We start from the raw sequence: 21,489 nt of genomic DNA, 5'->3' as shown, positions 1-21,489 counted from the left end.
GGCTCTCTCCGATAAGCGGCGCTCGGCGTCGATACAACAGGGTGCAAAGCAGCATAGCAGCCGATTTCGCCGGTCGACGCACTGGCATCCCGAGGCAATCGGTACCATCATGCAGGGCGCCAGCGCACCCGCTCCGGTGCGCCACAACCCACGCTGTCATCGTCCGCCTATCGGGTGTCCCATCGTCATGAGCCAACTGCCTTTTCTGCCGTTTTCCAAACCCACCATCGATGAAGCCACCATCGCCACCGTCGGCGATGTATTGCGCTCGGGATGGATCACCAGCGGACCCAAGGTCCAGGCCTTTGAAGCCCAGCTCTCGGAATTCTTCGGCGGGCGTCCGGTGCGCACCTTCAACTCCGGCACCTGCACCATGGAAATCGCCCTGCGGATCGCAGGTATCGGCCCTGGGGATGAAGTCATCACCACGCCGATTTCCTGGGTCGCCACCGCCAACGTGATTCTCGAAGTCGGTGCCACGCCAGTGTTCGCCGACATCGATCCGGTGACGCGCAACATCGATCTGGACCAGGTCGAGGCAGCCATCACCCCCCGTACCAAGGCCATCATCCCGGTGTTCCTGGCCGGCTTGCCGGTGGACATGAGCCGCCTCTATGCCCTGGCCAAAAAACACGGCCTGCGGATCGTGGAAGACGCAGCCCAGGCCCTGGGCTCGAGCTGGGACGGTCAGCGAATCGGCGCCACTGGCGATTTCGTGTCCTTCAGTTTCCAGGCCAACAAGAACGTCACCTCGTCCGAGGGCGGCTGCCTGGTGCTGAACACCCCGGAGGAAGTGCGCCTGGCCGAGAAGTACCGCCTGCAAGGGGTCACCCGCACCGGCTTCGACGGTCTGGACGTGGATGTGCTGGGGGGCAAGTTCAACATGACCGACGTCGCGGCGGCCATCGGCCTGGGGCAGTTTGCCCATATCGAAGCGATCACCGCCCACCGGCGTGAATTGGCCCGGCATTACTTCGAGTGCTTTGGCAGTGATTTCCAAGCCCGCTATGGCGCCCAGTTGCCACCGGCGGACTTCACCCACAGCAACTGGCACCTGTTCCAGCTGGTGCTGCCCGAACGCCAGGACGGCAAGCCGGCCCGTGCCACCTTCATGGAGCAGATGCAGGAACGGGGGATCGGCATCGGCTATCACTACCCGCCGATTCATTTGCTGAGCCTGTACCGCGAGCGCGGCTTCAAGGAGGGGATGTTCAAGGTGGCGGAGCGAGTCGGTCGACTGATCGTCTCGTTGCCCATGTTCACCGCCATGAACAAGGGCGATGTGGAACGTGCGGTGGCCGCGGTAAAAGAGGTGCTGCAGCCTTAAAGGCCGAGCTGCAGAAGCATCTGCCGGCACGCCTGTCCCCGTATCCGGGCAGGCGTGCTGGCGGCATGGGCTTATTCGCCGATGGCGGCCTGGTAGCCTGCGGCGTCCAGCAGCTTGTCCAGATCAGCCGGGTTGCTCGGCTTGAGCTTGAAGATCCAGGCACCGTAAGGATCGCTGTTGAGCAGCTCGGGGCTGGCGCTGAGCTCTTCGTTGACCGCGATCACTTCACCGGCCACCGGAGCGTAGATGTCGGAAGCGGCTTTCACCGACTCCACCACACCGGCCTGGTCCCCTGCCCCAAACACGGTGCCGACTTCCGTCAGCTCGACGAACACCACGTCGCCCAGGGCTTCCTGGGCGTGATCGCTAATACCCACGGTCACACTGCCGTCGGCTTCCAGACGGGCCCATTCGTGACTATCGGCAAAACGCAGGTGGGCAGGGATATCGCTCATGTTCTGTGTCCTCAAGAATAAGTGTCAGCGGCGCAATGCCGGCTGTAATGGGTTAGATCAAGGTCTTGCCATGGCGCACGAAGGTCGGTTTGACCACCCGGACCGGGTACCACTTGCCACGGATTTCCACTTCGGCACGGTCGCCGGTAGCCATCGGCACCCGCGCCAGTGCGATCGATTTGCTCAGCGTAGGGGAGAAACTACCACTGGTGATCTCACCTTCGCCAACATCGGCGATACGAACCACCTGGCGCGCCCGTAAAACCCCGCGCTCTTCCAGCACCAGGCCGACCAGTTTCTGCTTCACGCCACCGGCTCGCTCGGCCTCCAGGGCAGTACGGCCGATGAATCTGCGCGAGGCCGGTTCCCAGGCGATGCTCCAGGCCATGTTCGCCGCCAGCGGCGATACATCCTGGTGAATGTCCTGGCCATAGAGGTTCATCCCGGCTTCCAGGCGCAGGGTGTCCCGGGCGCCCAGGCCGATGGGCGAGATCCCCGCCCCTACCAGGTCGTTGAAGAATGCCGGGGCCTGCTCGGCGGGCAGGACGATTTCCAGACCGTCCTCACCGGTGTAGCCGGTGCGGGCAATGAACCAGTCGCCATCGCAACGGCCTTCGAAGGGCTTGAGTTGTTGAATCAGGGCGCCCCGTGACTGGCTCACCAGCTCGGCGATCCGGCTGCGCGCCTGGGGGCCCTGGATCGCCAGCATGGCCAGCTCCGGGCGTTCGTGCAGTTGCACCTGGAAGTCCCCACGCTGCGCCTGCATCCAGGCCAGGTCCTGCTCCCGGGTGGCGGCGTTGACTACCAGGCGATAGGCGTCTTCAAGGCGGTAGACGATCATGTCGTCGACGATACCGCCGCGCTCATTGAGCATGGTGCTGTACAGCGCCTGGCCGGGGCTCTGCAAGCGCTCGACATCATTGGCCAGCAACTGCTGGAGCCAGGCCTTGGCCTGGGCACCGCCGACATCGATCACGGTCATGTGGGATACATCGAACACACCGCAATCACGTCGCACCTGATGGTGTTCCTCGACCTGCGAGCCGTAGTGCAAGGGCATATCCCAACCGCCAAAATCGACCATTTTCGCGCCGAGGGCGAGATGCAGGTCATACAGAGGCGTACGCTGTCCCATGGGTTTCTCCTTCCGGGCGTGGCGAGGGTGCGGACTGGCGCTGCAAGGGTGAAAGCCTTGATATGTATGGCTTACAGCCGATCTCAGCGTCCCGGCCAAACAACAGACCGCACCGAATGCCGCGCATTGTAGCCGCAAGGTGGAGGGCTGGCACCTAACCGATTCGATGGGCCGAGCGACGAATCAGCCCAATCACCGGTAGCAGCCCCACCAGCACCAGGGTCAGCGCCGGCAATGAAGCACGCGCCCACTCCCCCTCACTGGTCATCTCGAAGATCCGCACCGCCAGCGTGTCCCAGCCGAACGGGCGCATCAGCAAGGTGGCGGGCATTTCCTTGAGCACATCGACAAACACCAGCAAGGCCGCGCTCAAGGTCCCGGGCAGCAGAAGCGGCAGATACACTTTGAAAAACAGTCGTGGACCGCCAACCCCCAGACTGCGAGCCGCTTCGGGCAATGACGGGCGAATTCGCTCCAGGCTGTTTTCCAGAGGCCCGTAGGCCACCGCGATGAAGCGCACCAGATACGCCAGCAGCAACGCCGCCAGGCTGCCCAGCAACAGCGGCTTGCCCGCCCCGCCCAACCACCCCGACAACGGAATCACCAGCTCCCGATCCAGGTAGCTGAAGGCCAGCATGATCGACACCGCCAGCACCGAGCCGGGCAAGGCATAACCCAGGTTGGCCAGACTGACCCCGGCGCGAATGCCCCGGGTCGGCGCCAGACGCCGGGCAAAAGCCAGCAGCAGGGCCACGCTGACAGTGATCAGCGCCGCCATGCCGCCCAGGTACAGGGTGTGGATGATCAGCCCGGCATAGCGCTCATCCAGATCAAAGCGCCCACGCTGCCAGAACCACACCAGCAATTGCAGCAGGGGGATCACGAAGGCACAGGCGAACACCAGCAGGCACCAGCCCGTGGCCGCCGCGGCCTTGAGCCCCTGCAAGTGATACAGGGCCTTGCCCCGGGGCCGCTCGTTGCCCGTGCGGCTGGCACCCCGAGCACGTCGCTCGCCGTACAGCACCAGCATCACCGCCAGCAACAACAGGCTGGCCAGTTGCGCAGCGCTGGAGAGGCTGAAGAAGCCGTACCAGGTCTTGTAGATGGCGGTGGTGAAGGTATCGAAATTGAACACCGACACCGCGCCGAAATCCGCCAGGGTTTCCATCAGCGCCAGGGCCACCCCGGCACTGATGGCCGGTCGCGCCATGGGCAGCGCCACCCGCCAGAACGCTTGCCAGGGCGACTGGCCGAGCACCCGGGCGGCCTCCATCAGGCCCTTGCCCTGGGCCAGGAAAGCATTGCGTGCCAGCAGGTAGACATAGGGATAGAACACCAGCACCAGTACCAGGACCACCCCGCCGGTGGAGCGCACCCTGGGCAGGCGCAGGCCGCTGCCGAACCACTCTCGCAGCAGGCTTTGCACCGGGCCGGAGAAATCCAGCAGGCCGACAAAGACAAAGGCCAGTACATAGGCCGGGATTGCGAACGGCAGCATCAGCGCCCAGTCCAGCCAGCGCCGCCCGGGGAATTCGCAGAGGCTGGTGAGCCAGGCCAGGCTCACCCCCAGTAGCGTGACGCCAAGCCCGACCCCCAGTACCAGGGTCAGAGTGTTGCTCAACAACCGTGGCATCTGCGTATCCCATAGATGGGACCAGATCTGCGGGTCGATCGCCTGCCAGGACAACAGCAGCACACTCAGCGGTAGCAGGACCAGGGCCGCGACGGCAAAGACCAGGGGATACCAGCGGCGTTGGGCAGGATGGGCCACAAAAAACTCTCGGGCAGGTGGAACAGACAAAGGCGCTTGCAGATTGTGCGGATGGCAAGGGCGCTTGCTCCCTCGTCCCAACAGCCCAGCCGCGAAAGAAAACGCCCCGCAAAAGCGGGGCGCAGTATAACGGCAGGCTCAGTTCCAGCCAGCGCGGTCCATCAAGCGGATCGCTTCGGCCTGGCGCTTGCCGGCAATTTCAACCGGCAGGGTGTCCGCCACGAACTTGCCCCAGCTGGCCACTTCCGCGGAAGGCGCCACCGCCGGGTTGGCCGGGAACTCCTGGTTGACGTCGGCGAAGATCTTCTGCGCTTCAGGCGTGGTCATCCACTCCACCAGGGCCTTGGCGGCTTCAGGGTGCGGCGCATGCCGGGTCAAGCCGATGCCCGACAGGTTGACGTGCACTCCACGGTCGCCCTGGTTCGGCCAGAACAGTTTCACCGCCAGGTTCGGCTTCTGCTTGTGCAGGCGGCCGTAGTAGTAGGTGTTGACGATGCCGACATCGCATTGCCCGGCGTTGATCGCATCCAGCACCGCGATGTCATCGGAGAACACGTCGGTGGACAGGTTGTTGACCCAGCCCTTGATGATCTCTTCGGTCTTTTCGGCGCCGTGAGTCTCGATCAGGGTGGCGGTCAGCGACTGGTTGTAGACCTTCTTCGCAGTGCGCAGGCACAGGCGGCCTTCCCACTGCTTGTCCGCCAGGGCTTCGTAGGTGGTCAGTTCGGAAGGCTTGACCCGGTCGGTGGAGTAGGCCAGGGTCCGCGCCCGCAGGCTCAGGCCGGTCCAGGCGTGGTTGGATGAGCGGTATTGCAGAGGAATGTTGCTGTCGATGACCTTGGAGGTGAACGGCTGCAGGATGCCCATCTGCTCGGCCTGCCAAAGGTTGCCGGCGTCCACGGTCAGCAACAGGTCGGCGGTGGCGTTCTCGCCCTCGGCCTTGATCCGCTGCATCAGCGGCGCTTCCTTGTCGGTGATGAACTTGATCTTCACCCCGGTCTTTTGGGTGTAGGCATCGAATACCGGCTTGATCAGCTCATCGATACGCGAGGAGTAGACCACGACTTCATCGGCGGCGTAGGCAGTGCCGCCGATGAGTGTGAGTGCCAGGGCGGTCAGTAGACGCTTCGGTGCCAACATGGGAGCGGTCTCTCGATTTCAAAGTGAAGCGAAATGATAAGGACTCCCATTTGCCATCTCAACCGAACCCGGCGTTGAGGAGTTACCAGATGTTGCGCGAGGGCGCCAGGGCACAGGACACCCTGCGCCGGGCGCCGGCTAGGCCCTGGCCAGTTCCGGCAGGTCGCCACTCAGGCCCAGGGCCTGGCGCACGAAGACGGCTTTGGCTTCGGGCATCTGGTCGATCACCTTGAGCCCGGTATTGCGCAACCAGCGCATTGGCAGCGGATCGGCCTGGAACAGCCGCTCGAAGCCTTCCATGGCCGCCATCAGCGCCAGGTTGTGGGGCATGCGCCGACGCTCGAAGCGGCTCAGTACCTTGACCTCGGCCAGGCGCTCGCCACGACTGGCGGCTTGCAGCAGCACCTCGGCCAGCACCGCGGCATCGAGAAAGCCCAGGTTGACCCCCTGCCCCGCCAGCGGGTGGATGGTATGGGCGGCGTCGCCGATCAGGGCCAGGCCTTCGGCCACGTAGCGCTTGGCATGCCGCTGGCGCAGTGGCACGCAGAGCCTTGGATCGGCGGCCAGCACAGTGCCCAGTCGACCTTCGAAGGCACGCTCCAGTTCGGCACAGAATGCCTCGTCGTCCAGGGCCATCAGGCGTTCGGCCTCAGCAGGCGTGGTGGACCAGACGATGGAGCACCAATCGTGCTGCCCGTCCCGCACCAGGGGCAGGAACGCCAGCGGGCCGGTGTCGGTAAAACGCTGCCAGGCTGTCAATTGGTGAGGCTGGCTGCTGCGCACGCTGGTGACGATGGCGTGGTGCAGGTAATCCCACTCGCGAGTGGCGCAACCGGTGAGACGGCGCACGGCCGAGTTGGCACCATCGGCAGCGATCACCAATGGCGCGCGCAGGACCCGACCGTCGGCCAGGGTCAGCAGCCAGTCATCACCGGAACGGCGCATCTGCTCCAGTCGCGCATTGGCCAGCAGGCCGATGTCGCATTCATGCAGCCGCTCGAGCAAGGCATCCTGGACCACGCGGTTCTCGACGATATGCCCGAGGACATCGGCATGCACACTGGCGGCCGAAAAGTGGATCTGCCCGGTGCCGCTGCCGTCCCAGACCTGCATGTCGCAATAGGGGCTGCTGCGGCGCCGGGCGATCCCGTCCCAGGCACCCAGGCGCTGCAGGATCCGCTGGCTGGCCGCCGACAAGGCGCTGACTCGGGGCTCGAACGGCGCCTGGGCATCGAAGGGTTTGACACTCAGGGAGCCGCCATCGAGCAGCAGCACTTCCAGTCCGCTGCCCTGCAATGCCAACGCCAAGGCACTGCCGACCATTCCGGCTCCGACAATCAGCACATCTGCGCGCATTTCCATGCTTTAGGCCTGTCTCGCTTGCGGCTTGCGCCGCACGTAAAGGGTTTTATCGACCCGCGCCACCAGGGTGCCGGAGCCATCATGAATCTCCACCTGCAACTGCGGCAGGTATTTCTCGCCATTGGCGGTCTGCCGGCGGATCTCGTCGAGCAACGCCTGATCGATGTTGAACCGAGCGAACACCGGGCCCTTGCCCGGGGCGATGAAATCAATGGCCGCAGCCTTGTCCCAGACGAAGTAGTCGCGCCCCAGGTTCTCCATCAGCATCAGCATGAAAAACGGGTCCACCATCGAATACAGGCTGCCGCCGAACTGGGTCCCGACATAGTTGCGGTTGTACCAGCCCAAGCCCATGGCGACCTGGGCTTCACGGAAATCCTCGCTGATGTGCCGCACCCGCACACCCGCCCCCAGATAGGGTGGGTACAGGCTGAGCAACCAGCGCAACAAACGTGCCTTGCCGACACGCCGGGTCAACCAGTCACGCATCCGGGCGGGTACCCAGGCCCATGGCCTGACGGGCGAACCAGCGCTTGGCCGGAGGCAGCAGGTCCAGCCCCAGCAGGCCCAGATTGCGCCCCACCGACAGCAGAGGCAGCTTGCTGCCGAACAATCGCGTGACCTGGTCGGAGAACCCCACGGTCAGGTCCTGGTCCAGGCGCTGGCGCTCGCGGTAGGCCTGCAACACCGAGAAGTCCCCCGGCGTCCGCTCGCTGGCCAGCAAGGCATCCGCCAGAGCCTGGGCATCGCGCAATGACAGGTTGAAGCCCTGGCCGGCAATCGGATGCAGGCTGTGGGCGGCATTGCCCAGCACCACCAGGTGCGGACGCACCTGTTCTTCGGCCTCTACCAGTGACAGTGGGTACAGGTGCCGCGCGCCGACTTGCTTGAGGGTGCCCAGGCGATAGCCGAACACACCCTGCAACTCGCTGAGGAAAGCCCGCTCGTCCAACTCGGCCAGGCGCTGCGCATCCATGCCCTGGCGGGTCCAGATCAGTGCGCAGCGATTCTCCGGCAGCGGCAGCAAGGCCATCGGGCCGTCATCGGTAAAGCGCTCGAACGCCATGCCATTGTGGGCTTCGCTGGGGGTGATGTTGGCGATCAGCGCGCTCTGGTTATAGGGGCGATGCTTGACCCCGATGCCCAGTTGCTCGCGCAGCCCGGAGCGTCCGCCGTCGGCGAGCACCGCCAGGTCGCATTCCAGGGTGGTTTCATCATTGAGGGTCAGGCGATAACCGCCTTGCAGCGGCTCCAGGCGAGTGACCTCGGCCGGGCAGCGCCAGCTGATCACGTCCTTGTCCAGGCCCTGCCACAGGCATTGGCCGAGCCAGGCGTTTTCCACTACATAGCCCAGGGCCGGGACACCCTCTTCCATGGCCGACAGGCGCGCGGTGGAAAACCGCCCACGGTCGGACACGTGAATCTGCTTGATCGGCTCGGCGCGTCGGGAAATCGACTGCCACAGGCCCAGGCGCTGATAGATCTGCCGGGCGCCGAAGGACAGGGCCGAAGAGCGGGCGTCGTAGCTGGGCTGGAAGCTGTCGCCCGGGGCAAAGGGCTCGATCAGCACGATCTTCCAGCCCCGGGCCTTGGCTCCGGCCTGCAGCGCCAGGGCCAGGCTGGCGCCTACCAGGCCGCCGCCAATGATCGCCAGATTGACCCGGTTCATGCCACACCACCCTGGGCTGCGGCCATCAGTGCCTCAATCTCGGCAACACGCTTGGGCACGCCACCGGTCAGAATTTCACAGCCCTGCTTGGTCACTACCACGTCGTCCTCGATGCGCACGCCAATGCCGCGCCATTTCTTCGCTACCTGCTGGTTGTCCGGGGAGATATAGATGCCCGGTTCGACGGTCAGCGCCATGCCGACCTCCAACACCCGCCACTCGCCGCCGACCCTGTATTCGCCGACATCATGTACATCCATGCCCAGCCAGTGACCGGCACGGTGCATGTAAAACGCCTTGTAGGCCTCACTGGCAATCAGCTCGTCGACCTCACCTTGCAGCAGGCCGAGCGTCACCAGGCCGGCGGTGATCACCCGAACCGTTGCCTCATGGGCCTGGTTCCAGTGCTTGTTCGGGGCAATCTCGGCAAAGGCCGCTTCCTGGGAAGCCAGCACCAACTCGTAGATCGCCCGCTGCTCAGGCGAGAACTTGCCATTGACCGGCCAGGTCCGTGTAATGTCGCTGGCGTAGCAATCGATCTCGCAACCGGCGTCGATCAGCACCAGGTCACCGTCCTTGAGCACGGCGTCATTCTGCTGGTAATGCAGGATGCAACTGTTGCGCCCCGACGCGACGATGGAGCCATAGGCCGGCATCTTCGCCCCGCCCTTGCGGAACTCGTAATCCAGTTCGGCCTCCAGGCTGAATTCATGCAGGCCGGCACGGCTGGCCTGCATTGCCCGGATATGGGCCTGGGCGGAAATCCGTGCCGCCTCGCGCATCACCTTCACTTCTGCCGCCGATTTATACAGGCGCATGTCGTGCAGCAGATGATCCAGGGCAACGAATTCGTTCGGTGGCTGGGCGCCAAGGTGGGCTTTAGAGCGGATCACGTTGATCCAGTCCATCAGGTGGCGATCGAACTCAGGGTTGCTGCCCATGGCCGAGTAGACCCGGTCACGCCCTTCGATCAGGCCCGGGAGGATGTCGTCGATATCGGTGATGGGGAAGGCATCATCGGCACCGTAGTCACGGATTGCTCCTTCCTGGCCGGCCCGCAGACCGTCCCAGAGCTCGCGTTCGGCATTGCGCTCGCGGCAGAACAGCAGGTACTCGCCATGCTCGCGACCGGGTATCAGCACGATCACGGCCTGGGGCTCGGGAAAGCCACTGAGGTACTGGAAGTCGCTGTCCTGGCGGTAGACGTGCTCCACGTCGCGATTGCGAATGGCCACGGCCGCAGCCGGCAGGATCGCGATGCTGTTGGGTTCCATCTGCGCCATGAGCGCCCTGCGGCGACGGCCGTATTCCGATTTCGGGATATGAATCATGGGCAGACAGAATTCCCTGTCGATCAGTGCAGAGAAGGCTTGGCAGCCGGTGCAACGGTCTTGTTGGTTTCGGTGAACAGCAGCAACGGGGCAACCCGCAGGTACTCCATCACTTCCATATAGTCGCTTTCGCCGTCCTCGGATTCTTCCAAGGCGTCCTGCACCTGGGCAATCGCTGCAAGGTCCTGCAACACTTCCGTGGCCTCCGTGCTCAGGGCACTGCTGTCACGGGAGTTGAGGCCGAAACCGGCGAGGAACCCCTGGCACCACTGGCCCAGGGCCGCGGCACGCTCGGTCAGGGGCGCATCATCGCTGGGCAGCAGCAGGACCACGGTCATGTCATCGCTGGTGAGCTCGCCCTTGACCATTTCCTGCAGGCCAATCAAGGCGTTGCGTACGTTGTCTTGCGGCTCGCCTTCGAGCAGTTCGGCGGCGTCCACCAGCCAGCCATCGACCTCAAAGCCGGCACCGGCGCAACTGCGCCCCAGCAACAGGCCGTGCAATTCGGCAGGGGAAACAGGATGACCGCTGCTGCTGAGCAGGGTGGCGAAGGCGTTATACGGGGAATTCTGAATGGGCATGGGCAGCTAGGCGCCAGGCGGCGCAATGTCTAGAATGAAGGCCTTGTATCGTAGGGCGTGTCATCATTCATTGCCAGCGCCGTGTTGTGCCTTGCGCCCCGCTACAGAGGTCCGCAGGGCCTTGGGCGACCGACAGATTACCGACCGGACAGCGCCCGATGCGCCAGGATTGTTCACCCCGTCCAGACGCTGCCCAGCCAGTTGCCACTCATCAGACCAACTTCAGTGGGACACAATGGAAGACACCGACCTGCACGCACTGATGGCCAGACTCGAGCTGCTTATTACCCGGGTCGAGCAACTAAAGAGTCAAAACGCACTCTTATTAGCTCAGGAAAAGACCTGGCGCGAGGAACGCGCGCACCTCATTGAAAAAAACGAAATCGCCCGGCGTAAGGTCGAATCGATGATTTCGCGCCTCAAGGCCCTGGAGCAAGACTCATGAGTTCAAGCAATAGCGTTACCGTGCAGATCCTCGACAAAGAATATTCGATCATCTGTCCCCAGGAAGAACGCAGCAACCTGGTCAGCGCCGCCCGCTACCTGGACGGCAAGATGCGCGAGATCCGCAGCAGCGGCAAAGTCATTGGTGCCGATCGCATTGCGGTCATGGCCGCGCTGAACATCACCCACGACCTGCTGCACCGCCAGGAGCGCCCGGACGTGCAAGCCAATGCGACAACCCGTGAACAGGTGCGCGACCTGCTGGAGCGTGTCGACCTGGTCCTGGCCACTGATTCGGACACAAGCAAAGCTGATTCCTGACAGCGGTTGCGGTATACTCCCGCCACTCCCTGGGGTGCTTGCCAGTTGGCGATGTCCCTGAGCCGATTCGCACTACCCTGGAAGTTGCACGTTGGGCTGGTGTGCATGTCCGCTAGACGGAAAGCCTTAAAGCCTGCTGCATCTTCCGCCTTGAACTTTCGGGTTCAAGGGCTAAGTCGACAGCGGTTCGCCTGGGGAGCCTGAATTGTCAGCCAATGCCAGTTATCCATGCTGGCATTGGTTTTTCCGGGTAGGCTGTTCTGCCAAATCCGACCTTCTCATAGCCTCTTTCATGACCGAACCTGCGCCGCTTTCCCGCCCGCAACTTCGCCGCATGCTGCGCAAGGCCCGTCGCGCCCTGAGCCCTGCCGAACAACGCCAGGCAGCCCTCGGCCTGTACCGCCAACTGGCACAGGACCCGGTGTTTCGTCGGGCCCGGCACCTGTCCCTGTATCTGCCCACCGACGGTGAAATCGACCCGCGCCTGCTGCTGCGTGCCGCCCAGCGCCGGGGCAAGGCCACCTACCTGCCGGTGCTCAGCGCCTGGCCCCGGACCAAGATGGTTTTCCAACGCATCCTCCCGGGAGAAACGCTGCGGCCCAATCGTTTTCGCATTCTCGAGCCCCGGGTCAATTGCGCGCGGCAACGCAAGGTCTGGGCCCTGGACCTGGTGCTGCTGCCCCTGGTTGGCTTTGATGAAGAAGGTGGACGCCTAGGGATGGGTGGCGGCTTTTATGACCGCAGCCTGGCCTACCTTGCGCGGCGCCAGAACTGGCGCAAGCCGAAGCTGCTGGGGCTGGCCCATGAATGTCAGAAAGTCGGAAAGCTGGACCAGGCCAGTTGGGATGTACCCTTGCAGGGAACGGTGACGGATCGGGGCTGGTACTTCGCTCGATAGGTGCCGCGTTCGATCAGCGGCACCCGAGATGGTTCAGCGCTTGAAAGGCTGCGGCTGCTGTTGTGCGATTTCGATGGGGGCATCGGTCTTGCTTGCCCACAAGCTCTGCGCATAACCGGTGGTCACAACGCCCAAACCGAACAAAATAACCAAAATCCATAGTAAATCCGGTTGGCGTTTCATCGATTGCCCCCCCTCGGGCAAGTCACACACGATGACAGCAACGGTTCTAACAACGGCCCGTGCAGCAGCGTCAAGCTTAAAATCCCGGCATTCTGCGATAACGTGAACCGACACGCAAACGCTGACGTCAACCGACCGTCGGTTTGTCATAAAATTGCCCGACAACCTGCCCAATCACCCTTTGGAGGGTAAGAAAGATGGCCTATTGGCTGATGAAATCCGAGCCCGACGAGCTCTCGATCCAGGGTTTGCAGCACCTCGGCCAAGCCCGCTGGGACGGAGTGCGCAATTACCAGGCGCGCAACTTCCTGCGCGCCATGGCGGTAGGCGACGAATTCTTCTTCTACCACTCCAGCTGCCCGGAACCGGGTATCGCCGGCATTGGCCGGATCATTCGGGCCGCCTACCCGGACCCGACCGCCCTGGAACCGGACAGCGTCTATTTCGACCCCAAGTCCAGTGCCGAGAAGAACGCCTGGAGCGCGATCGACGTGGCCCATGTGGAGACCTTCGGCAAGGTCCTGCGCCTGGACTACCTCAAGCAGCAATCAGCCCTCGCCGAGTTGCCCCTGGTGCAAAAAGGCAGTCGCCTGTCGGTGATGCCGGTCAGCGCCGATCAGTGGGCGGCCATACTCGCTCTGCGTTGAGTACAAGCCCTGGGCGCCGGGACAGCGCAGCCTCAAAGACCCAGGCTTCAGCGCATTTTTGTCCTGATCACCATGCAGCCTGCGGACAATAGGGTTAGGCTTGGCCCTTTCATTTGACGAGCATCAAGCTAGCAAGAGCCTTGCTTCGTCAGACTAGGACGCTATTGCCGCAGGACGCAGAACACATGTCGACGAACCACCGTTCTTCCCGCCTTTTTGCTGTTTCCCTCCTGATTCTGTTGGTTGCCGCCGGTGGCTTCGGTTACTGGAAGTCCCTGCAGGATCGCCTGCCCGAAGGGCTGAGCATGGGCAATGGTCGACTCGAGGCCACCGAAGTTCAGATCGCCAGCAAGATCCCCGGGCGCCTGGCAGAAGTGCGGGTCAATGAAGGCGACAAGGTGCTCCAGGGCCAGTTGCTGGCGCGCATGGACACCCGCACCCTGGAGGCCCAGCGCAGCCAGGCCGAGGCCGAGGTGGTGCGGGCCCGGGAAAACCTGTCCGCAGCAGAAGCCAATGTGCAACTGCGCCAGAGCGAACTGCTGCTGGCCAACCAGGAACTCAAGCGCTCCCAGGAACTGTTCAAGCGCGGCTTCGCCAGCCAGCAGATCATCGATCAGCAGCAGGCCCGACTGAACACCGGCAACGCCGCGGTGCTGGCTGCCCAGGCCCAGGTCGCGGCAGTGAAGGCCGCCATCGGCGCCGCCCAGGCCCAGGTTGCCCAGCTCACCAGCGAAATCGACGACAGCAGCCTGCGGGCGCCCATCGACGGCATCATCCAACTGCGCCTGGCCGAACCCGGCGAAGTGCTGGGCGCCGGCGGCCGTGTGCTGCTGCTGATCGACCCCAACGACCAGTACATGAACCTCTACCTGCCGACTTCGGTCACCGGCCGCCTGACCGTTGGCGACGAGTCGCGGATCCTCCTCGACGCCCTGCCCAACCAGCCCCTGCCGGCGAAGATCAGCTTCGTCGCGGCCAAGTCCCAGTTCACCCCCAAAGAGGTGGAAACCCGGGACGAACGCCAGAAGCTGGTGTTCCGGGTCAAGGTGCGCCTGACTCAACCCGCCGCCGTGCCCCAGGCCAAACCGGGAATGCCCGGCGCCGGTTATGTGCGCACCGCTCCCGTGGACTGGCCGGCCAACCTGAAATGAGCGCCCTGGCGCTGCAAGCCAGCGGGCTCAGCCATCGCTATGGCTCACAGCAGGCCCTGATCGACATCGGCTTCAGCCTGCCGGCGGGCACCCGCTGCGGCCTGATCGGCCCCGACGGCGCCGGCAAGTCGAGCCTGCTCGGGCTGATTGCCGGGGTCAAGAAACTCCAGCAAGGCGAGTTGCAAGTGCTCGGCGGCGCCATTTCCCAGCGCCGCCACCGCAGCAGCCTCTACCCGCGCATCGCCTTCATGCCCCAGGGGTTGGGGGGCAACCTGTACCCCGAACTCTCCATCAGCGAGAACATCCGCTTCTTCGCGACCCTGTTCGGCCTGCCCAAGGACGAGTGCGAACAGCGCATGCACAGCCTGCTGCTGGCCACTGATCTGCTGCGCTTCGCCGAACGTCCGGCGGGCAAGCTGTCCGGCGGGATGAAACAGAAACTCGGCCTGTGCTGTGCGCTGATCCACGAACCGGACCTGCTGATCCTCGACGAACCCACCACCGGGGTCGACCCGCTTTCGCGCCGGCGTTTCTGGGAGCTGGTGGAGGACGTGCGCCAGCAACGCCCGCAACTGACCCTGCTGGTGGCCACCGCCTACATGGAGGAGGCCGAGCAGTTCGAACACTGCCTGATGCTCGACCAGGGCCGGATGATTGCCCAGGGCCTGAGCCAGGAACTGGCGCAAGTGACGCCCAGCGGCAAGCTGGATGACGCCTTCACCCATTTCCAGGGCGACACGGGCCATGACAATCAGTCACTGGTGATCCCGCCCCGCTGCAGCGACAACCAGGACATCGCCATCGAAGCCCACGAGCTGACCCTGCGTTTCGGCGACTTCACCGCAGTCAACAAGGTCAGCTTCGCCATCGGCCGCGGGGAAATCTTCGGCTTCCTCGGTTCCAATGGCTGTGGCAAGACCACCACCATGAAAGTCCTCACCGGGCTGATGCCGGCCAGTGAAGGCAGTGCCAAGCTGCTGGGCAACCCGGTGAACGCCAAGGACCTGGCCACCCGCAAGCGGGTCGGTTTCATGTCCCAGAGTTTCTCCCTGTATGGCGAGCTCAGCGTGCGCCAGAACCTGGAGCTGCACGCTCGCCTGTTCGACCTGCCGACCGCCGAAAGCGCTCCGCGCATCGAGGAACTGATCCAGCGCTTCGACCTCGGAGCGATTGCCGAACAGCAGTCCGGCGCCCTGCCCCTGGGCCTGCGCCAGCGCTTGTCCCTGGCGGTCGCGGTGCTGCACCGCCCGGAAGTGCTGATCCTCGACGAACCCACTTCCGGCGTGGATCCGGCAGCCCGCGACGACTTCTGGCGCCTGCTGATCGAACTGTCCCGGGAACAGGGCGTGACCATCTTCCTGTCCACCCACTTCATGAACGAGGCGCAACGCTGCGACCGCATCTCGCTGATGCACGCAGGCAAGGTACTGGCTTGCGACACCCCGGCAGCGCTGCAGCAACAGTTTGCCGGCGACACTCTGGAGGCGGCCTTCGTCCGCTGCCTGGAGGAGGCGCAGGGAGCACCGGACAGCCCACCGCCTCCGGAGGCCACGGCACCGGCCAGCGCCACCGCCATCGCGCCGCCCCGCTCGGGCCTGAGCCTGGCCCGCCTGCTGGCGGTGGCCACCCGGGAAGGCAAGGAACTGCTGCGGGACAAGGTGCGCCTGGGCTTCGCCCTGCTGGGGGCGATCTTCATGATGGTGATCTTCGGCTATGGCATTTCCCTGGATGTGGAAAAACTCGCCTTCGCCGTCTACGACCAGGACCAGACGCCGCAAAGCCGCGCCTACCTGGAGGCCTTTCGCAGCTCGCGCTACTTCGAGGAAAAACCGCTCATTCGCAGCTCCGCCGAATTGCACCGGCGCCTGCAGCGCTCGGACATCAAGCTGGCCCTGGAGATCCCGCCCGGCTTCGGCCGAGACCTGTATGCCGGTCGCCAGCCGGCGGTGGCCGCCTGGCTGGATGGCGGCATGCCGTTTCGCGCGGAAACCAGCCGCAACTATGTCGAGGCCGTGCACCAGGCCAACCTGGAACGGCTGGCGGAACAGAGCAGCCCGGCCCTCAACTCCAGGCCCGCAGCCAAGCTGGAAACCCGCTTCAGGTACAACCAGGACGTGGTCAGCGTCAACGCCATCGGCCCCGGGGTCATGGCACTGATCCTGGCCTTCATCCCAGCCATGCTCACGGCCCTGGGCATCGTCCGCGAGAAGGAGCTGGGCTCGATCACCAACTTCTACGCCACACCCCTGACCCGCCTGGAGTTTCTCTTGGGCAAGCAGGCACCTTATCTGGCGGTCAGCCTGATCAACCTGGCGTTGCTGGTGGCGATGAACCGCTGGCTGTTCGGCGTGCCCTTCAAGGGCAGCGGCCTGACCCTGGCCCTGGGCGGCGTGCTCTACGTGCTGGCCACCACCAGCATGGGGCTGCTGATCTCGGCCTTCACCCGCACCCAGATCGCGGCGATTCTCGGCACCATGATCATCACCAGCCTGCCGACCATCCAGTTCTCCGGGCTGATCGTGCCGCGCTCGTCCCTGGACGGTTCGGCAGCGATCATGGGGCAGCTGTTCCCGGCCGGGTATTTCCTCGATATCGCCGTCGGCACCTTCACCAAAGCCCTCGACCTGCGCGAGCTGTGGCCCCAGTGCCTGGCCCTGGTCGGGTTTTTCCTCGGCTTCACCGGGCTCAGCCTGGTCATGTTGAAAAAGCAGGAGGTCTGATGAATCGGCTTGCCCATATCCTGCGCCTGGGCCTGAAGGAGCTCACCAGCCTGCGCCACGACAGCGTCCTGTTGCTGTTCCTGCTGTACGCCTTCACCGTGGCCATCTACCTGCCCGCCGCCGGCTCGGTGATCGGGGTGCACAACGCCAGCGTGGCCGTGGTGGATGAAGACCACAGCCTGCTGTCGCGCCAGTTGACCGAATCCCTGCAACCCCCGGAGTTCCAGGCTCCGGAGCCACTGCCCTATGACCAGTTGGACGCGGTGATGGACAGTGGCCGGTACACCTTCGTGATCAATGTGCCGGCCAACTTCCAGAGCGATCTGCTGGCCGGGCGCCAGCCCGCAGTCCAGGTCAACGTCGACGCCACCGCCATGAGCCAGGCCTTCATGGGCGCCGGCTACATTGGCCGGATCTTCCAGCGCGAGCTGCTCAACTATGCCAATCAGGCGGATGCCACGAGCCAGACCCCGGCCCTTCTGACCACCCGCGCGCTGTTCAATACCAACCTGCAAGGCGGCTGGTTCCTGGCGGTGATCCAGATCGTCAACAACATCACTATCCTGGCCATTGTGCTCACAGGCACCGCGCTGCTGCGTGAACGGGAACACGGCACCCTCGACCACCTGCTGGTACTGCCGTTGACAGCCCTGGAGATCATGCTGGCGAAGGTCTGGAGCAATATGCTGGTGGTGGTGCTGTGCACCTGGGTGTCGCTGGAGGTGATAGTCAAAGGCGTGCTGGGGGTGCCACTGGCGGGCTCCATGGGATTGTTCCTGATGGTCACCGCGCTCTACCTGTTCGCCAGCACCGCCCTGGGCATCTTCCTCGCCACATTGGCTCGCTCGACTCCGCAGTTCGGCCTGTTGGCGATTCCGGTGATCATCCCGATGCTGCTGTTGTCCGGTGGCAGCACCCCCCTGGACAGCATGCCGCAGTGGCTGCAATGGGTGATGCAGGGCTCGCCCTCGACGCACTTTGTCAGCCTCAGTGCAGCGATCCTGTTTCGTGATGCCGGGGTCAATGTGGTCTGGCCCGACCTGCTGGCCCTGGCGACCATCGGCCTGCTGTTCTTCGCCATCGCCCTGGCACGCTTTCGCAAGAGCCTGGCCTCATGACCCACACCTCGTAGGAGCCGGCTTGCCGGCGAAGGGGCCTCAGCCCTGTATCGCCCTCTCGGGCGTCTTCGCTGGCAAGCCAGCTCCTACAGCGGGCAGGCCTACTGGATGATCAGGTTGTTGAACAGCAGGTCTTCCACCACCGGCTTGCCGGTCTCGTCGTTCATCACCTGCTGCACCTGCTTGAGGGCTTCCTGGCGCAGCTTTTCCTTGGCCTCGACGTTGTTCATGGTGTCGCTGGTCTGCTGGGCGAACAAGGCCACCAACTGGTTGCGAATCAACGGCTCATTGGCCTTGACCGCCTGGGCCGAGGCATCGCCGGTCACTCGCAGTGCCACATCGGCCTTGTAGACCTTGAGCTTCGGACTGCCATCGAGGCCGTAGTTGCCCACGAATGGCGGGCTCAGGCTGATGTAGCTGACTTTCGGGGCTTCGCCTTCTTTGGCCTCTTCGGCCACGGCTGCCATGGGCAGGGAAAGGGCCAGCAGCAACATGATCCACGCTTTCACAATTCACTCCTTAATCCGGTTTGCGGCCTAGCATAAAGGCCCGTCCGCCTGAGCCCAAGCACAAGCTTATGGCTGGCTATCAGGACCGGGCATGCTCGTTGACCGCCTGATTCACACTCCTACACTTATCGGCCACCACTCCCAAAGGAATAGCCCTGATGAAAGCCGTGCTGTGCAAAGCCTTCGGCCCCGCCGAAACGCTGATGCTGGAAGAGGTCGCAAGTCCCGTGCCGAAGAAGAACGAGATCCTGCTGGACGTGCACGCTGCGGGAGTCAACTTCCCGGACACCCTGATCATCGAGGGCAAATACCAGTTCAAGCCGCCCTTCCCCTTTTCCCCGGGTGGTGAGGCAGCCGGCGTGGTCAGCGCCGTAGGCGAAAAGATCGGCCACCTCAAGCCCGGCGACCGGGTCATGGCCCTGACCGGCTGGGGCAGCTTTGCCGAGCAGGTGGCCGTGCCGGGCTACAACGTGCTGCCGATTCCCGCCGCCATGGACTTCAACACCGCGGCGGCCTTCAGCATGACCTACGGCACCTCGATGCACGCCCTCAAGCAACGCGGCAACCTGCAACCCGGTGAAACCCTGCTGGTGCTCGGCGCCTCGGGCGGGGTCGGGCTGGCAGCCGTGGAGATCGGCAAGGCCATGGGGGCGAGGGTGATCGCCGCCGCCAGCAGCGCGGAGAAACTCGCGGTGGCCAAGGCCGCCGGGGCCGACGAGCTGATCAACTACAGCGAAACCAGCCTGAAGGACGAGATCAAGCGCCTGACCGACGGCAATGGCGCCGACGTGATCTACGACCCGGTGGGCGGCGACCTGTTCGACCAGGCCATCCGCTCCATCGCCTGGAACGGACGCTTGCTGGTGGTGGGTTTTGCCAGCGGACGCATCCCCGAGCTGCCGGTGAACCTGGCGCTGCTCAAGGGAGCGGCCGTGGTGGGCGTGTTCTGGGGTTCCTTTGCCCAGCGCCAGCCCCAGGACAACGCGGCAAACTTCCAGCAACTGTTCGGCTGGTTCGCCGAGGGCAAGCTCAAGCCGTTGGTATCTCAAGTCTATCCATTGGCCGAGGCTGCCCGAGCCATCGACGATCTCGGCCAGCGCAAGGCCGTGGGCAAGGTGGTGGTGCAGGTTCGCTGAGCCCGCCACGGTGGCGTGCTGCTGAAGATTTTCTTCCGGCTCACCCACCCCTCAGGGCATTTTCGTCTTCAATCATGGGCAGGTTTCGCTGCGGTTCGAGCGCAGCACCTTCCCCAACCAGAGGGCGAATGATGAGCATGAGGCTACGCAAGCTACTACGGGGGCTGGTGGCGCTACCGGCATTGATGATGGCCATGCACACCCCGGCGCAGGACCTTGCCCGGGATGTGCAGGGGCTGCGCAATACCACCGTGCTGATTGTTCGCCACGCGGAAAAACCTGACCAGGGCAGCGGCCTGAGCCCCAGGGGCGAGGAGCGTGCCCAGGCCTATGGGAGGTATTTTGACCCGCTGCAACTGGAAGGCCAGCGCCTGGTTCCCCAGCGCCTGATCGCTACCAGCGACAGCAAGGACAGCGCGCGCCCGCGACTGACCCTGGTACCGCTCGCCCAGCGTCTGAACCTGAACATCGAACAACCCTATGACAACAACGAGTTCGACAAGCTGGTGAAGTCCCTGGGCAAGGACAACCAGGCCCAGGTCCTGTTGATTGCCTGGCACCACGGGAAGATCTACAAGCTGATCGAGGCTTTCGGTGGCGACGGCGAGAAGTTGACCGGGCAGAAATCCTGGCCGGAATCGGTGTATGACTGGTTGATCGTGCTGCGCTTCGACGACAAGGGACAGCTGTCCGAGTCTCGCAGCCAGAAGATTCAGGAACACTTGTTGCCGGGGGACGGCGACTGACAAACACTCCTGGGCCGCTCTGGGCAGAGCGGCTCAGCAGGCGCTCGACGTCTTGCAGCGCTTGAGCCGCGCCTCCAGGTTGCGATCCGGCATGGCGTGGCTGCGCAGGGCCTGGACGGTCTGCTCGACGTAGTCGCGGGTCGTGCCATAACGCCCGCAAGCGCTTTCGAACACCTGGTTCAACACATGATCCGGTAGGTTGCCGGCGTAGCTGGGCAGGTGGCGCTCCAGCACGAACCCCAGGGCCTGCACCAGGCTGCCATCCTCAAGACGGCAGTTGAGCCAGTGTGGGCGATAGGAGGGATAGGGCATCTCACGCTGCCACAGGGCATACAGCGAAGCATCCAGTTGCTCCTCCGGCAAGCGATAGGCAAAACCGCTGCAGGAGCCGCCGCGGTCCAGGCCGAAGACCAGCCCCGGCCGCTCCGGTGTACCGCGATGTTCGTGGGACCACAGGTACAGGCCCCGATGGTAGCCATGCACGCGCCCACGCATACGCTCCACCGCCGAGCACTCAGGACGCCAGATCAATGAACCGTAGGCGAACAGCCAGACCGGGCCGCCTTTATGCCGGGACATGGTGGACTGCATGGAGTTGAGCAACTGCTCGCGAGTCAACTGCGGCCCAAGGTCGAGCCGGGGAGGATAAGCCAGATTCAGATAACTGGATTCAAGGGCTGTCATGGCGAATAGCGTTCGGCTCCCCGCGTAAAAGAAGTTACTAAATAGAACGCTTGGCAGTAACTGCAAGACACATATGTTTCAAGGCAAGTTAAGTGCCACTAAGCGCTGGCCACTTAAGTTGGAGGCATATATATAACCTACCGGCATTTATTTAATTAGAT

At 63.8% G+C, this 21,489-nt stretch carries 22 protein-coding genes and 1 other RNA gene; 11 read left to right on the top strand and 12 right to left on the bottom strand.

Features of this window, described 5'->3' with window-relative positions; all coding sequences use genetic code 11:
• The first annotated feature begins 187 nt into the window (after positions 1 to 187).
• Positions 188 to 1,327, top strand: coding sequence for a DegT/DnrJ/EryC1/StrS aminotransferase family protein (locus U873_RS0125490; RefSeq protein ID WP_025130935.1), 1,140 nt, complete (start codon positions 188 to 190; stop codon positions 1,325 to 1,327).
• Between the two features lie 71 nt (positions 1,328 to 1,398).
• Here U873_RS0125490 and gcvH read toward each other — a convergent pair whose 3' ends face one another.
• From gcvH to U873_RS0125445, 9 genes are all read right to left on the bottom strand, one after another.
• Positions 1,399 to 1,782: a glycine cleavage system protein GcvH gene (gene gcvH / locus U873_RS0125485; RefSeq protein ID WP_025130934.1), complete on the bottom strand. Its 384-nt coding sequence runs from the start codon at positions 1,780 to 1,782 to the stop codon at positions 1,399 to 1,401.
• A gap of 52 nt (positions 1,783 to 1,834) precedes the next feature.
• Complete coding sequence (gene gcvT / locus U873_RS0125480; protein ID WP_025130933.1) at positions 1,835 to 2,917, bottom strand: glycine cleavage system aminomethyltransferase GcvT; 1,083 nt, start codon at positions 2,915 to 2,917, stop codon at positions 1,835 to 1,837.
• 154 nt (positions 2,918 to 3,071) lie between these two features.
• The gene (locus tag U873_RS0125475; RefSeq protein WP_025130932.1) at positions 3,072 to 4,688 is read right to left on the bottom strand and encodes an iron ABC transporter permease; all 1,617 of its coding nucleotides are present in this window, start codon (positions 4,686 to 4,688) and stop codon (positions 3,072 to 3,074) included.
• Between the two features lie 138 nt (positions 4,689 to 4,826).
• Complete coding sequence (locus U873_RS0125470; RefSeq protein ID WP_025130931.1) at positions 4,827 to 5,828, bottom strand: extracellular solute-binding protein; 1,002 nt, start codon at positions 5,826 to 5,828, stop codon at positions 4,827 to 4,829.
• Between the two features lie 138 nt (positions 5,829 to 5,966).
• Complete coding sequence (locus U873_RS0125465) at positions 5,967 to 7,184, bottom strand: 2-octaprenyl-3-methyl-6-methoxy-1,4-benzoquinol hydroxylase (RefSeq protein WP_177330317.1); 1,218 nt, start codon at positions 7,182 to 7,184, stop codon at positions 5,967 to 5,969.
• Between the two features lie 9 nt (positions 7,185 to 7,193).
• A complete protein-coding gene (locus U873_RS0125460) occupies positions 7,194 to 7,679 on the bottom strand; it encodes a DUF4442 domain-containing protein (protein ID WP_025130929.1) in 486 nt (161 codons plus the stop codon).
• On the bottom strand, positions 7,672 to 8,859 hold the full coding sequence (ubiH, locus tag U873_RS0125455) for a 2-octaprenyl-6-methoxyphenyl hydroxylase (RefSeq protein ID WP_025130928.1): 1,188 nt from the start codon (positions 8,857 to 8,859) through the stop codon (positions 7,672 to 7,674). The genes U873_RS0125460 and ubiH overlap by 8 nt, the downstream gene beginning before the upstream one ends.
• Positions 8,856 to 10,190 (bottom strand): Xaa-Pro aminopeptidase, encoded by a 1,335-nt coding sequence (pepP, locus tag U873_RS0125450; protein WP_025130927.1) that lies wholly within the window; start codon positions 10,188 to 10,190, stop codon positions 8,856 to 8,858. Before pepP ends, ubiH begins: the two co-directional genes overlap by 4 nt.
• 23 nt (positions 10,191 to 10,213) lie before the next feature.
• Complete coding sequence (locus U873_RS0125445) at positions 10,214 to 10,771, bottom strand: YecA family protein (protein ID WP_025130926.1); 558 nt, start codon at positions 10,769 to 10,771, stop codon at positions 10,214 to 10,216.
• A 235-nt stretch (positions 10,772 to 11,006) separates the two neighbouring features.
• Here U873_RS0125445 and U873_RS0125440 point away from each other — a divergent pair, with 235 nt between their 5' ends.
• The 4 genes from U873_RS0125440 to U873_RS0125430 all read left to right on the top strand — a co-directional run bounded on the left by U873_RS0125440 (position 11,007) and on the right by U873_RS0125430 (position 12,434).
• The gene (locus U873_RS0125440) at positions 11,007 to 11,216 is read left to right on the top strand and encodes a TIGR02449 family protein (RefSeq protein WP_011064144.1); all 210 of its coding nucleotides are present in this window, start codon (positions 11,007 to 11,009) and stop codon (positions 11,214 to 11,216) included.
• Positions 11,213 to 11,536 (top strand): cell division protein ZapA, encoded by a 324-nt coding sequence (locus tag U873_RS0125435; protein ID WP_025130925.1) that lies wholly within the window; start codon positions 11,213 to 11,215, stop codon positions 11,534 to 11,536. Before U873_RS0125440 ends, U873_RS0125435 begins: the two co-directional genes overlap by 4 nt.
• Before the next feature lie 23 nt (positions 11,537 to 11,559).
• Positions 11,560 to 11,738: non-coding RNA, 6S RNA (gene ssrS / locus U873_RS34875), on the top strand.
• 90 nt (positions 11,739 to 11,828) lie between these two features.
• Positions 11,829 to 12,434, top strand: coding sequence for a 5-formyltetrahydrofolate cyclo-ligase (locus tag U873_RS0125430; protein WP_025130924.1), 606 nt, complete (start codon positions 11,829 to 11,831; stop codon positions 12,432 to 12,434).
• 33 nt (positions 12,435 to 12,467) lie between these two features.
• Here the strand turns inward: U873_RS0125430 and U873_RS37005 are convergent, their stop codons facing one another.
• Positions 12,468 to 12,617 carry a hypothetical protein gene (locus U873_RS37005; RefSeq protein ID WP_015637431.1) on the bottom strand — a complete coding sequence of 50 codons (150 nt, stop codon included), beginning with the start codon at positions 12,615 to 12,617 and terminating at the stop codon, positions 12,468 to 12,470.
• Positions 12,618 to 12,814: 197 nt separating this feature from the next.
• Between U873_RS37005 and U873_RS0125420 the strand changes: the two genes are divergently transcribed.
• From U873_RS0125420 to U873_RS0125405, 4 genes are all read left to right on the top strand, one after another.
• Positions 12,815 to 13,264, top strand: a complete 450-nt coding sequence (locus tag U873_RS0125420) for an EVE domain-containing protein (protein WP_025130923.1) — start codon at positions 12,815 to 12,817, stop codon at positions 13,262 to 13,264.
• A gap of 185 nt (positions 13,265 to 13,449) precedes the next feature.
• Positions 13,450 to 14,415 (top strand): HlyD family secretion protein, encoded by a 966-nt coding sequence (locus tag U873_RS0125415; protein WP_025130922.1) that lies wholly within the window; start codon positions 13,450 to 13,452, stop codon positions 14,413 to 14,415.
• Positions 14,412 to 17,135, top strand: coding sequence for a ribosome-associated ATPase/putative transporter RbbA (gene rbbA, locus U873_RS0125410; protein WP_025130921.1), 2,724 nt, complete (start codon positions 14,412 to 14,414; stop codon positions 17,133 to 17,135). The genes U873_RS0125415 and rbbA overlap by 4 nt, the downstream gene beginning before the upstream one ends.
• A complete protein-coding gene (locus U873_RS0125405; protein WP_025130920.1) occupies positions 17,135 to 18,253 on the top strand; it encodes an ABC transporter permease in 1,119 nt (372 codons plus the stop codon). The genes rbbA and U873_RS0125405 overlap by 1 nt, the downstream gene beginning before the upstream one ends.
• 101 nt (positions 18,254 to 18,354) lie before the next feature.
• Here U873_RS0125405 and U873_RS0125400 read toward each other — a convergent pair whose 3' ends face one another.
• A complete protein-coding gene (locus U873_RS0125400; protein WP_025130919.1) occupies positions 18,355 to 18,762 on the bottom strand; it encodes a flagellar basal body-associated protein FliL in 408 nt (135 codons plus the stop codon).
• Positions 18,763 to 18,920: 158 nt separating this feature from the next.
• Between U873_RS0125400 and U873_RS0125395 the strand changes: the two genes are divergently transcribed.
• Both U873_RS0125395 and U873_RS0125390 read left to right on the top strand, forming a co-directional pair.
• Entirely contained in the window at positions 18,921 to 19,898 is a 978-nt protein-coding gene (locus U873_RS0125395; protein ID WP_025130918.1) for an NADPH:quinone oxidoreductase family protein, read from the top strand.
• Between the two features lie 131 nt (positions 19,899 to 20,029).
• Positions 20,030 to 20,644 carry a flagellar basal body-associated protein FliL gene (locus U873_RS0125390; protein ID WP_025130917.1) on the top strand — a complete coding sequence of 205 codons (615 nt, stop codon included), beginning with the start codon at positions 20,030 to 20,032 and terminating at the stop codon, positions 20,642 to 20,644.
• 33 nt (positions 20,645 to 20,677) lie between these two features.
• On the opposite strand, the gene U873_RS0125385 is transcribed toward U873_RS0125390, so the two are convergent.
• Positions 20,678 to 21,328, bottom strand: coding sequence for a gamma-glutamylcyclotransferase (locus tag U873_RS0125385; protein ID WP_025130916.1), 651 nt, complete (start codon positions 21,326 to 21,328; stop codon positions 20,678 to 20,680).
• Positions 21,329 to 21,489 lie beyond the last annotated feature (161 nt).

The organism is Pseudomonas sp. PH1b (genome assembly GCF_000633395.1).
Taxonomy (GTDB): Bacteria; Pseudomonadota; Gammaproteobacteria; order Pseudomonadales; family Pseudomonadaceae; genus Aquipseudomonas.
Note: the sequence above shows the minus strand (reverse complement) of the source record. Positions and strands in the feature narration are given on the sequence as shown.